The organism is Sporosarcina sp. FSL K6-1540, from assembly GCF_038620285.1.
GTDB lineage: Bacteria > Bacillota > Bacilli > Bacillales_A > Planococcaceae > Sporosarcina > Sporosarcina psychrophila.
Map to the genome: position 1 here is coordinate 2545200 of NZ_CP152018.1, position 13273 is coordinate 2558472.

Annotated in this window: 11 protein-coding genes; 9 read left to right on the forward strand and 2 right to left on the reverse strand. The window is 37.6% G+C overall.

Features of this window, described 5'->3' with window-relative positions; translation table 11 throughout:
• Positions 1-37: 37 nt before the first annotated feature.
• The 6 genes from MKY15_RS11985 (at position 38) to MKY15_RS12010 (ending at position 9342) form a co-directional block, all read left to right on the forward strand.
• Positions 38-3094 (forward strand): glycoside hydrolase family 2 TIM barrel-domain containing protein, encoded by a 3057-nt coding sequence (locus MKY15_RS11985; protein ID WP_342537643.1) that lies wholly within the window; start codon positions 38-40, stop codon positions 3092-3094.
• Positions 3095-3338: 244 nt separating this feature from the next.
• Positions 3339-5003, forward strand: coding sequence for a hypothetical protein (locus tag MKY15_RS11990; RefSeq protein ID WP_342537644.1), 1665 nt, complete (start codon positions 3339-3341; stop codon positions 5001-5003).
• Between the two features lie 12 nt (positions 5004-5015).
• Entirely contained in the window at positions 5016-5897 is an 882-nt protein-coding gene (locus MKY15_RS11995) for a DMT family transporter (protein ID WP_187046732.1), read from the forward strand.
• Positions 5898-6011: 114 nt separating this feature from the next.
• Positions 6012-7010 (forward strand): LacI family DNA-binding transcriptional regulator, encoded by a 999-nt coding sequence (locus MKY15_RS12000; protein WP_187046733.1) that lies wholly within the window; start codon positions 6012-6014, stop codon positions 7008-7010.
• 807 nt (positions 7011-7817) lie between these two features.
• Positions 7818-7946, forward strand: coding sequence for a hypothetical protein (locus tag MKY15_RS12005; protein ID WP_342537645.1), 129 nt, complete (start codon positions 7818-7820; stop codon positions 7944-7946).
• 430 nt (positions 7947-8376) lie between these two features.
• Positions 8377-9342, forward strand: coding sequence for an aromatic acid exporter family protein (locus MKY15_RS12010; protein WP_187046734.1), 966 nt, complete (start codon positions 8377-8379; stop codon positions 9340-9342).
• Positions 9343-9690: 348 nt separating this feature from the next.
• Here the strand turns inward: MKY15_RS12010 and MKY15_RS12015 are convergent, their stop codons facing one another.
• Both MKY15_RS12015 and MKY15_RS12020 read right to left on the reverse strand, forming a co-directional pair.
• Positions 9691-10056 (reverse strand): SLAP domain-containing protein, encoded by a 366-nt coding sequence (locus MKY15_RS12015; protein WP_342537646.1) that lies wholly within the window; start codon positions 10054-10056, stop codon positions 9691-9693.
• Positions 10057-10140: 84 nt separating this feature from the next.
• The gene (locus MKY15_RS12020; RefSeq protein ID WP_067206162.1) at positions 10141-11112 is read right to left on the reverse strand and encodes a tRNA-dihydrouridine synthase; all 972 of its coding nucleotides are present in this window, start codon (positions 11110-11112) and stop codon (positions 10141-10143) included.
• A 697-nt stretch (positions 11113-11809) separates the two neighbouring features.
• Here MKY15_RS12020 and MKY15_RS12025 point away from each other — a divergent pair.
• The 3 genes from MKY15_RS12025 to MKY15_RS12035 all read left to right on the forward strand — a co-directional run bounded on the left by MKY15_RS12025 (position 11810) and on the right by MKY15_RS12035 (position 13266).
• Entirely contained in the window at positions 11810-12091 is a 282-nt protein-coding gene (locus tag MKY15_RS12025) for a hypothetical protein (protein ID WP_342537647.1), read from the forward strand.
• 291 nt (positions 12092-12382) lie between these two features.
• Positions 12383-12748: a metalloregulator ArsR/SmtB family transcription factor gene (locus tag MKY15_RS12030; RefSeq protein ID WP_231885767.1), complete on the forward strand. Its 366-nt coding sequence runs from the start codon at positions 12383-12385 to the stop codon at positions 12746-12748.
• Between the two features lie 20 nt (positions 12749-12768).
• The gene (locus tag MKY15_RS12035; RefSeq protein WP_067206166.1) at positions 12769-13266 is read left to right on the forward strand and encodes an SRPBCC domain-containing protein; all 498 of its coding nucleotides are present in this window, start codon (positions 12769-12771) and stop codon (positions 13264-13266) included.
• The last annotated feature ends 7 nt before the right edge of the window (positions 13267-13273 follow it).

Consider the following 13273-nt stretch of genomic DNA (forward strand, 5'->3'; position numbering starts at 1 on the left):
TGAAATACCAATATAGTATTATATGGGGGAAGATAATATGCGTCGCGAAATGAAGAGATGGGAAGATATCAGGATAATGGGTATCAATAGACTTCCCGCTCATGCTGATTTTTATAGATATGAATCGAAAGAAAATGCACAAACATTTACGAAGGAAAATAGTATAGGCTATACATTACTAGATGGCGTATGGAAGTTCTTATTTTTAAATGCACCTGAGCTTTCACCGAAAGGCTTTGAAAAAGAGGACTTTAGCATCGATAGTTTAGACGATATGGAAGTTCCTTCAAGTTGGCAAATCAAGGGCTATGGCAACATGCATTACACAGATGTTTTATATCCGTTTGCTATCAATCCACCGTTTGTACCACAGGAAAATCCAACGGGCATCTATTTTAGAGATCTTTTTGTTTCTGACTTAGCAGATGATGAAGCACTTATTTTAAAATTCAATGGCGTGGATTCTGCATTTGATTTATATGTCAATGGACAGCATGCTGGTTTTAGTAAAGTTTCAAGATTACCGTCTGAATTCGATATCACAGAATTCGTGAAAGTTGGCAGTAATCGTCTCACTGTTAGAGTCTACCAATTTTCTGATGGAACTTATATAGAAGACCAGGATATGTGGTGGCTGTCTGGTATTTTTAGAAGTGTTGAACTGTTTAAAATCAACAAAGAGACACTTTGGGATGTCCATGTTGAAACACTTCCCGATGAAAACTATGAGAATTTCACATTAAAAATAGGCGGAGCATTTTTAACAGACCAGGTAAAAGATGTAGTAGCTACGCTTTACCATCATGACAAACAAGTTGACCAGTTTGACATGGAAGTCGTTGACGGGAAATTCGAAGTAAGTAAAGTTCAGGAAAAACCGCTTCTATGGAATGCAGAGGAACCAAACCTCTATACACTTCACCTCGAGTATAACTTGTTAGGTGAAAAGGAGGTTGTGCCACTGCGCATAGGGTTCCGTGCCATTGAGGTGAATGACAATGAAATCCGTGTCAACGGAAAACGCGTTTTCTTTAATGGTGTGAATCGCCACGACGCACATGCGAAGACTGGTAGAACAGTCAACTACGAGGATATGATTCAGGATATTAAAATGATGAAACAGTTCAATATCAATGCTGTTCGTACAGCGCATTATCCAAATAATGATGTATTCTATGACTTGTGTGATGAATATGGTCTTTACGTCATTGACGAAGCAGATCTTGAATGTCATGGTTTTGAAAATACCGGAAATTACAATTGGATTTCTGACAACGAACTATGGGAAAAGCAATATGTAGATCGAGCAGTACGTATGGTACAAAGAGACCGTAACCATCCAAGTATCATCATGTGGTCACTCGGAAATGAATCAGGTGCTGGAAGAAACTTTACGGCTATGTACAATGCCATCAAGATGATTGATTCTACTAGATTAGTTCATTATGAGGGAGACAGAAATGCTGCATACAGTGATGTGTACACAACGATGTACACTCGCTTAAACAAACTCGAAGAAATCGGTAAGGATTCAGAAGGCAAGAAGCCTCATATTTTATGTGAATATGGACATGCAATGGGGACTGGCCCTGGAGGCTTAACGGAATATCAACAACTGATGAGAAAATATCCTAGATTGCAAGGTGGCTTCATCTGGGAATGGTGTGACCATGGAATTGAAACGACAAACGACAAAGGTGAAATCGTTTATTTATATGGCGGAGATTACGGCGACTTCCCGACAAACACCAACTTCTGTATTGATGGGCTTGTGTTCCCGGATAGAACGCCGTCACCAGGACTTTGGGAATATAAAAAAGTAATTGAACCAATTGTCACGGAGGAAGTAAACCTAGCTGAAGGTGAAATTCGTATTAACAATCTATACGATTTTAGAAACTTAAGCGGAGTAACCCTGCGTATTGAAGTAAAATCAATTGGTACACTGATTGAATCACATGACATGCAGTTACCAAGTATCGGAGCACATGAATCGTTGGCTATTACGCTTCCAGTAGATATAGTAAAAGCTGCCCAGCATGACGATGTTCGGATCTACTTAAGCTATCTGGAGACTGAAGATACTCTCTATGCGGGTAAAAATCATGAGATTACAAAAGAAAGCTTCTTATTAGCATCTACAAAAATTGAAAAAGAAGTGCGGTCTATCACTTCATCAGGATCTGACTTTGTCATTAAGGATGAAGGTGCTCTGCTGAAGGTTGAAAACGACCAGTTCGAGGCTGTTTTCTCAACTGTGTATGGCACACTAGAATCGTTCAAATCTGAAGGGGAAGAAATTATTAACAAAGGACCTGAAGTAACCCTTTGGAGAGCGATTATCGACAATGATATGTACAAAAAGGATGACTGGGTCAATAAGTACTTCCTTAAAAATACCAAAGAACAATTAGCAGAAGTGACGTACGAAGTGACAGCAGATTTCACGGATGTCAAAATCACGAAGTACTTATCTACTGTCAATCAAGCATGGGGCTTCCATCTGACATATCACTATCGTCTGACGAAAGATGGTGCCTTGAATATTGATTTGCAAGGTGAAAAAGTATTACGAGGTCATGAAATTCCAGAAATGCTGCCACGCATCGGCGTAACGATGCATTTGAACGAGGATTACAACAAAGTTAGCTGGTATGGTCGCGGTGATTCTGAATCGTACCAGGATACAAAACGCAGCCAACCAATTGGTTTATATAATAAAACCATTCAAGACATGCATACCGATTATGTATACCCGCAGGAAAATGGTTCACGGTGTGATAGCTCTTTCTTAGCTGTAGCAAACGATAAGCAAGCATACTTGATTAATTTTAAAGAAACGTATGATTTTACAATACATGATTACGAAACAAGTGCGCTTGAAGAGGCCAAACACCGCGGTAATATTAAGAAGTCACCATTTACAGTGCTGACTATTGATTACAAGCAAAGTGGTGTGGGAAGTAATAGTTGCGGTGAGGAGCAGTTACCTCCATACAGAACAGTGATTCAGGACTTCAATCTTCAATTTGAACTTAGAAAAATAGACAAGAGCAGCCTAGTGGAAGAGAGTAAATTTTTCGCGGTTCAGTAAGAAGTATGCAGGGGAAACCCTGCTTCTTATTTCGATCAATTACGCCTCGGCGAAACTGCGTCCAGATTTTTTCGAGCTAGAGGACTACAGGAAGTAGGTCATGCAGTCGTTGCGACAGGACGTCGCGAACTTAGACTGCCTTCTTAAGCTCCTCTGAAAATCTGTGACATCCGGCATCCATCCCGCCACTTATAGAAGTGGCGGACTTCTGCTGATTCAAGTTAAACAAAAGGAGCGAAATTCCATGAAATTAAATATAAAAGAAATCCCTTTTTCTCGATTTGGTTCATATTTTTGTGTATCAAAGGAATTGGATACAAACGAAGTTTATATACGTGATGTTCATGGCGGAGATGATGCGCCATCAAAATTATTTAAATTGGATTTGTTACAGGATGGAGTTGAACAAGAATTTGACATCGCCGCTACAGAAACGTCCTTGCGCTTTTTTCTAGTAAAAGATACAGAGAAATATGCAGAAATCAATATTCCGGAAGAAGATGAACTTCATATTGAGGCAAATGGGGTTGAAGTTCGTTTACAAGCTAGTAAAGTGAAGTACGATACCCTTCACGAATATAAGGATGGCATGTATGAATATCATATCTATCCGAAGGAATTAAAGCTGATGATTAGCAAGCTTTCAGGCGAGATGTCTGTTGACGCACCGTGGAATGTGATTGGCAATGATTATATTGACATTCGTATAAGTAATGGCCACTTCGTCATCGAAAGCTATCGCACTGTGTTTAAACCGAAAGAGTATGCAAGCTTTCAAGCAGGAAAAGAAAAGGTTGAGCATCTCTATCAGGAGTGGGTAGAAAATAATACCGAGAAAAATGAAGTATACCAAGCTTCAATTGATCGTGCGGCGTATATTACTTGGTCAAGCATCGTTCACCCGGATGGACTATTAAAAAATTATGCCATGTATATGTCAAAACTTTGGATGTATAACATCTGGTCTTGGGACAATTGCTTTAACGCATTACATATAGGTGCGAAGTATCCGGAGTTATCCTATTCTCAGCTGAAGATCTTTATGGACGCGCAGGACGAATCAGGCGTATATCCAGACTTTGTGAATGATAAGTTTGTGTCTTATAACTGTATTAAACCACCGGTCTTCGCATACGCTTATGAAAAATTAATGGAAGTAAATGACTACTTTAAGGAAGAAAGTCGTCTAAGAGAAGTGTATGAATCTACTAAAAAAGTAATGCTTTACTTCGATTTATACCGAACGTACGAAGGGAGACTTCCACATTATAAGCATGGTAATGACTCGGGTTGGGATAATTCCTCCTTGTTCCATAGTGGAATGCCGGTAGAGGCACCAGATCTCACTAGTTTTTTAATTAGAACGTATGATATTTTAACGAAATTTGCTGGTCTTCTTGGCGAAGAGGAAGAAGCAAAGCAATTTACTGGAAAAGCAGACACACTTTTCTCCTTATTAATGGAGCGCCTTCATGATGAAGATGGCTTCTTTGGTCGTGTTGGTAAGGATGCTAAGAAAATTGACACACGCTCCAGTCTAATTTTACGTTTACCGGTTTTAATCGGATATCGCTTAGAAAAACAAATCATGGACCAACTTGTAGATGACCTTGTGGAAAACTTTGAAACGAAATATGGATTTGCAACGGAAATGCCATCAAGTCCATTATATAAGGAAGATGGTTATTGGCTTGGACCGATTTGGGCCCCTGTTACTTATCTTTTTATTGATTCATTAAAGAGTTTTGGCTACGGTGAGGTTGGAGAAAGAATTAAAGAAAAATATCTAAATCTCACGCTTGTTGGCGGTATGGCAGAAAACTTTGATCCGCATAGCGGAAAAGGGCTCGTCGATACTTCCTTTACGTGGACATCAAGTGTGTTCCTATCGTTAATCGAAAGTAAGTAGGTGGAGGATACAATGCGGAAATATATTGGAGAACTAGGGCTCGCGGTTGTCGCCGTTATTTGGGGAAGTGGGTTTGTTGCAAGTGCAGTGTCACTCGAGCACTTTACACCATATCAAATACTTGCAATCCGTTTCCTTATTGGTATTATTTTGTTAAGTCTTGTCTTTTTTAAGAAACTAAAGAATATTAAAAAGAGTACAATTATAAAAGGTTCCATCATTGGAATCTTTTTATACTTGGCATTTGCTCTACAAACGGTTGGATTGGTATATACGACGCCTTCGAAAAATGCTTTTTTAACCGCTGTCAATGTAGTCATTGTACCATTTATTGCGTTTTTCATTTTTAAACGAAAAATGGACAAGTTTGAGTTGTTTGGTGCATTACTTGCGATCATTGGCATCGGTGTGTTATCACTACAGCTTTCGGGTGGCATTAATTTTGGGGATGTACTTACATTATTATGTGCAGTAGCGTTTGCGTTCCATATTTTTTACACAGCGCAGTTTGTAAAGAACGAAGACCCCGTACTATTAACAGTGGTTCAAATGGCAGCTGCAACAGTGTTAGGATTTATTGTAGTCCTTTTCAAAGGAGAAACGAATTTTGTAGCAAATTTTGAAGGAGTATCGGCTGTTTTATATTTGGGTGTATTCTCCACCACGATTGCTTTTTTACTGCAAACAGTCGCTCAAAAGTTCACAAGCGAAACAAAGGCGGCAATCATTTTATCGACAGAGGCATTCTGGGGGATGGTTTTCTCCGTCATTATTTTAAGCGAGGTTTTAACCGCCAAAATGGCTATCGGAGCGATACTAATCCTTGTAGCTATTATTATTTCGGAAACAAAGCTGAAATTCCTCAAAAAAAATTACCGTAAAGAAGCAGTGTAGCAAAAGTGTTTACGAAGAACGGCTTTTGCGAACCAAAGCAAAGTGTTGAAAGCAAGTCGGCATAAGTTGGAATTAATTTATATATAGAAGTAAAAAACAAAGTAGGTATAAAAAATGGCGACGATTAAAGATATAGCATACTTAGCGCAGGTTTCTATGGCAACGGTTTCTCGAGTGTTAAATTATGATGAAACACTTAATGTGACCCCAGAGACAAGAAGACGAGTTTTCGAAGCAGCAGAGGAATTAAACTATGTTAACACCTCAAAACAGAAAAAGGCGAAAAAGAAAGGGAACATTGGGCTCTACTATTCGTATTCGCTTGAAGAGGAATTGGTTGATACGTATTATCTTTCGATTCGGGTAGCACTAGAAAAAAAGCTTAAGAGTATGGGAATGGACTATTTTAAAATCACCAAAGATGACACTAAAAGAAGTCTTCCGAAATTAGACGGAATAATCTGTCTGGGGACTTTTAAAAAAGTAGATATTGAATTGATAAAAAGCTTTGATAAACCGTCTGTGTTTGTAGATGCAAACCCCGATGAAGATTGTTTTGACGCAGTAGTGATTAATTTTAATTCGGCAACGAAAAATGCGCTCAACTATTTAGTAGATTTAGGTCATAAAAATATTGGTTTTATCGGTGGCATAGAGACTGATATGTTTGGTAATCGATTCAAGGACTTACGGCAGGACGTCTTTGAAGCCTATTTAAAGGAAAAAGGAATTTACAAAGAGGAATTCGTTAAAATTGGAGGCTACAATCCAAAAGATGGCTACCAGATTTTAAAGGAAATGCTTAGTCAAAATGAAAAACCAACAGCTTTATTTGTTGCAAATGATTCAATTGCAATCGGGTGCTACAAAGCGGCCTATGAACTGGGTGTTAAAATCCCAGAGGATCTCAGTATCGTTGGTTTCAATGATGTTTCATCTGCGCAATACATGGTTCCACCGCTTACCACAGTTAAGCTGTACACAGAAATTATGGGAGAATCCGCAGTCGACTTGCTGCTAGAGCGGATCGCAACGAAACGGGAAATATGTAAGAAAATAACGATTCACACGAAGCTGATTGAAAGAGACAGTGCAACGAAAGTGAAGAAATAATCCAGAGAATCACGAGACATAAGTTTCGTGATTTTTTATTGTATTTTTTAAAAAATTTAGTAATGGTGTCATCAAACAATTAATGAAATGGACAAAGGTGGATTTGTACATTCACTTACTCTTTTTTTAGTAGTAGAACAGCGCATGACAAAACAATAGAATCTGGAAGACCGTGGAAATGTGAGAAAGACTATGAGGAGTGAAGATTCATGGCATTTTTTATATTGATGTTGAAGGAGTTTGAGGACGAAGATAGGGTAGTATATCTATATGGAACAAATGAGAATTCGATGGGACAAATTGAATATGATAATAAAAATAGGGTTATAAATCAGTTTTGTCCAATAAATTCATAGGAGTTTGCTGATGATTTCTTCTTTAAGCGGTCAGGAAGACGTATTTCAAGAATGATTATTAAAGAGAATGAGAACCTTGTTGATTGAATCACTATAGAATCTTGAGAATTGCTTATGATTTTGTGATTTTTTTTTCGAATTTATTTTGCAAGAAATATAGTATAGCATTTGAACCTTGATTGGCTATATGCCTTTCAAGGTTTTTTAATAATCATTTGATTTATATTTACACACGAAAACTCAAGAATAATCTAACGAATAGTCAACAGGTCAAGAAACTGAAAAAGACAATGAAGAAAACAGTGCTGGAAGCCAAAGGGATCAATGGAAAGGAAACTGCCTCTGACAAGGCAAATCAATGGGCTGCCTTGTCGTCAAAAAATACACTTAAGACGGATTTGGCGCAACATATAGTAGCTATGGCAGGCCTTCCTGTGATGACGGGTGGTGAATGGTCATCCCTACAACGATGCTTGGCACGCTGTTAGCTGGTGAAGATCGGATTGAGTTTAGCTATATATTTGTGGATGGACCGAATCTGCTTTATGAACTAGGTGTTTTATCATTTTCTTACACGTAAATTTATGGAAGACTGATTGCCACCGTGAATGGAGACCTTAATACCAATGAAGAACAAGTAAACGGGTTCATACCGAGAGCAAGGAGCAAAGTGCAGAAGAAGTCGCTCAACTAATTTTGAAAATACCCTAAGCTCGGACATTCTCGATAAAGACATCTACATCGAGACGACAGAAGGTGCGAATATCCTTCTTAATGCGTCAGATAGATATCACGATTCATTAGCAACGTGTTAAACTATAGGCAGATGAATTTCGAGGTATAGTCCAAAAAATATTCTTAGAATACACTATAAATGGATTGATATTCATCAAAGCTGATGCCATCCTGTTATGGTGTCTATGCTTGTACATATATGTGAATTAACGCGTATATTTGTAAAACAGGAAACCTGCAAGGATTTACAGAGAAAATAATAGGATGGTGCTTCCATGATTGGTATGGGCTATCGGACGATAAAGACTGCTGTAGGAGCAGGGCTGGCCATTTGGATTGCGAGTTTATTGGATTTGGAATTTGCAACATTTGCAGGAATTATTGTTATTATGTGTATCGAGAAAACGAAGAAAAAGACATTAATTACAATGAAGGATAAATTCTTGGCCTCTCTTTTATCTTTGATTCTTGGTGCTTTGTTTTTTGAAGTATTAGGTTATAATCCCATTGTTTTTTCCTTATTTATTTTATTATTTGTTCCAATCCTTGTAAGAGCTCACATCCAGGCTGGTTTTGTCACAAGTATGGTTGTCGTATTACATGTTTATACGGTAAAGGATGCTACCTGGGCTCTGTTTCTGAATGAGCTCTATATTATTTTCATCGGTATGGGAATTGCTCTTCTCGTCAATAGTTTCATGCCAAATTTCAAGCGAGATATTGAAAACTTTAAGAAGGAGATTGAACAAAAGTTTGAAATTATTCTCTTTGAATTCTCTGCCCATTTAAGGGATAGTATGCGGAAGTGGGATGGGAAAGAGATTCTTGAGGTAGAAGATTTGATTAATCAATCTAAAAGCATTGCCATTCAAGATGTAGAAAATCGTCTGCTGCGAAAACAAAATATAGATTATTATTATCTGGAAATGCGAGAGGATCAACTGGAACTTCTAAAACATATGATGAAAATCGTTGCTATTTTCTCTTCATTCAGCCTAGACGTTAAACAGAAAGAAATGTTTGCAGAGTTCTTGGAGAACTTAAGTCGAAACGTTCATTCGGGAGATACAACGGACATTTCATTAAATGAGTTAGAGGAATTAAATGCCTTAATTCGCGAGATGGAGTTGCCGAAGACAAGAGAAGAATTTGAAATACGGGCGAATCTATTTTATTTGATTTTTGAAATGAAAAACTACTTAAACATAAAGAAAAAACTTTTTGCAAAAAGAATTCGATAGTGGAAAGTGCCTGTGAGATGATATTCATCACGATTTCATAGAATAAACGGCGGATATCGATTATATAACGCTCTGTCGATATCCTCTGGATTTTTAATTGCAAGTAAGTGTTGTTGCCATACATTCATGAGGTATTGGTTCGCCCCGCGCCGTCTGCATAGTTTGTTTCATTGATTTTCAATTAACGTCAAAACCCTTGATTCAGCAAGGCTTTTGACGTTTTTTATATCATACAATTTCATTGAGTATTTTAAAAATAGTAGCACAAACCATGTCCGTGGTTTGTGCTACTAGTGTAAATTTGTTTAGCTTTTATTTTAAGTGCTGACTAATAGACACCACTTTGTTTTAATTCCAAATCATATATTGCGGGTCTGCATTTGTTTCATTCGTTTCTGAAAATATAAACGTCCATGGCATAGAAGTATTGCCGGCAATTTCACAAGGTAAGCTAAACGTAGCATTGGTCCGTTGTATGCCTTTTTCATAATAGGAAATGACTGTATTGTGTAAGCGGAGATTTATGTCCTCAAAATTGTGAATGAGTACGGCAATCAGCTGTTCACCTTTATGATTGCGAGCGTTCCATAAAAATAACAAATGGACACCGCCTTGTAGTTGTTTTGTTTGTTGTTGGAAATGATGAGTAATTTTTTCGCGATCAGCAGGGGCAATTGTTTTGTCCCATGCAGGTTCAAAATAGAGCTTTTGCATCGTCATCGCCTCCAGTTACTCTTCCAATGTATTTAGTTAGTATTATTTGGGACGCGGAACCTATCTCCGTGTCTCGTGCTTGACTTAGTCTAATTCTAAAACTGGCTGTACTAAACGACGGACTTCATCCGTTGAATTTGTATTCATTAATTGGTTTCTTAATTCAGCTGCGCCTTCAAATCCTCGAATATAGATTTTGAAAAAGCGATGAAGTTGCTTAAATGAACGAGGTTCGATTTCGTTTGAATATTTATCGTGAAGATCCAAATGTAAAAGTAATAAAGTGAGAAATTCTTTCACACTATGTTCTTTAGGTTCTTTTTCGAAAGCAAATGGATTGGTGAAAATGCCGCGGCCAATCATGACACCATCAACGCCGTATTGTTCCACTAATTTTAATCCTGTTGCGCGATCAGGAATATCTCCGTTAATGGTTAACAACGTATTTGGAGCAATTTCATCGCGTAGTTTTTTGATTTCAGGGATTAGTTCCCAGTGTGCATCTACTTTACTCATCTCTTTTTTTGTACGAAGGTGAATGGAAAGATTCGCAATATCTTGTTTCAATACATGTCCTAACCAATCGAGCCACTCGTCAACATTTGTGTAACCCAACCTTGTTTTAACACTAACTGGTAATCCACCTGCTTTTGCTGCTTGAATAATTTCTGCTGCAACTTCAGGATGTCGTATTAATCCAGCACCCTTACCATTGGCTGCGACGTTTTGTACGGGGCATCCCATGTTTAAATCGATACCTTTAAACCCTAGTTTTTTCATATCAATACTCATCTGTTCAAAAAATGCTGGTTTATTGCCCCAAATATGAGCGACAATCGGTTGCTCATCTGCTGTAAACGTTAACCTACCACGTACACTGTCTCTTCCTTCAGGGTGACAATAACTTTCTGTATTTGTGAATTCCGTGAAAAATACGTCGGGTTTTGCTGCTTCACTAATGACGTGGCGAAACACCACGTCTGTGACATCTTCCATTGGTGCTAATATAAAAAACGGCTTCGGTAAATCAAGCCAAAAATTATCTTCGTTATTCATTCTATATCCTCCTGTTGCAACAAATAAAAACCATATTTATCGATTGCATAATCCTTTGCCCATTATACATATTATCATTTCTTGTAGTTGGATGCACTGATACACTTCCCAAATATGAACCCAAAAGAGAAGTCGTTTTTCGCACGGTATTGTATATGGGAGATATTTCAAATGGTGTCATAGTGTACCGGGCATGCTAATTGAAAAAAACTGCGATGCAGAGGGGGATTTTATCACAGAAACAACCAAAAAATAACTATGATATAATTATTTGTAAAAGAAAGTGTCGATTCACTAAGGGTGCAATTAAAAATATAGGAGGACAGTATGATCAAGCAGGCTTTAGTTTATAGTGTGTCGTTTTTTATATTCCCAACAGTTTTACAATTTTTATTCAAACCAGAGATAAACTGGGTAGACAATATTGGACTTTCTATTTTTGCATTCTTTGGTTATATTTTCTTCGCATGGATGAACAAATCAGCAAAGAAAGATAATAAATAGAATATCTCGCTATCTCGCTATCTTGCAATTGGGCGCGATAACTGGATAATAACTGGGACATCTAGAATTGGCCCAGATTATAAATGGAAATCAGGAGATCAGAAAGGGTACTGATATGAGACTAATTCAGTTTGTATATATAGTGTTACTATGGGGGCTACCCATTCTGTTTGCGTGGCGTTCTTTCAACAAAATGGAAGAAGAGAAACGGCGCGTGGTTATAAAAGAAATTAAAGAACCTTTATTTTTTTTTGGAGCTGCACCTATAACTATTGGTTTGCTTGTGTTTTTTACTGGTTCTGTTTCGGCACCGGGAATAAAAGTCTTACAACATTCGGGAATGGGTTTAGTGTTCCTTGGTTGGTGTGTAGCGTGGGTGGAGGAATTGGTAAACAGAAATAAAAGTACGTTGAAAAGTATTGCTATGATTGCCATGGGGATATTCGGAATGGTCGCTTATATTTATCTGTATTAAACAAACGGCACGATTGTTGGGGAAAGCTTTCTCACATTTATATAGAAAGATAATTGGAGTTTATGAAGAGATGTATGTATGGTATTGGACCAAAATTTTGGTTAGGGATACTGTTTATATTGGCTATAGTGAAAGGTACCAGGTTCTCGTTCAATTCTGAATTGCTTAAGAACCTGGCACTCGACACTGTGAAGGAACCAAAATGCATAACACTTTATTAAAAGGGTAATTATTTTGATAAGGTAGTATGTATTATATTGAAATCATTTAACTAAATGGTTGAATGTGAAAGTGGGAACTGATATATTAAACTACATGGTTAACCATAATGAAAATCAATTAAATGAAATATTTCATGCTTTAGCTGATCCAACAAGAAGAGAAATCATTCATATGATGGCTCAAAAAGAAAGAACAGTTTCAGAGTTAGCAGAGCCTTTTGATATGTCTTTAGCAGCTATTTCTAAACATATAAAGGTTCTTGAACGAGCAAATTTAGTAGAAAGGAACATAACCGGACGAACGCATATATGTAGCATAAATGCAGAGTCACTGTCTCGAGCTTCTGAATGGCTCCGTTTTTATGAAAAATTTTGGAGTAATCGTTTTGATATTCTGGAAAGTGAGTTATTGAAAGCCAAGAATAGAGAACACTAAATCATGGGAAGGGGAATTTTATGAACAACATCTCAACAAGAACATTAATAATGAAAAGAGAATTCAATGTAAAACGTGAAAGGGTTTTCGACGCATGGCTGAACCCAGAAATGATGAGAAAATGGTTTTTTACATTGGAAGGCACGAATAAGGTGACACGAAATAATCCTCAAGTAGGCGGTACTTGGGAAATTGTTGACCATCGGGAAGGACAAGATTACCGTGCGATTGGGGAATATCTCGAAATTGATCCTCCGAAAAAAATTGCGTTTACTTTTAAGATGCCACAATTTAGCGAATTAGAAGATACGATTACAGTTGAACTACAAGAACTCCAGCAAGGCTGTGAGATGACGTTCACACAAGTGATCCATGTTTCTCAAGAAGAGAATTGGACAGAGTCAGATGTAGAAAAAGCTCTTGGCGAAACGCATGATGGCTCTGAACATGGCTGGAATTATATGTTTATGGGACTTAAAGAATTAGTTGAGACAGGGAAAGTCAGCTATACAGGTTAAAAACCGT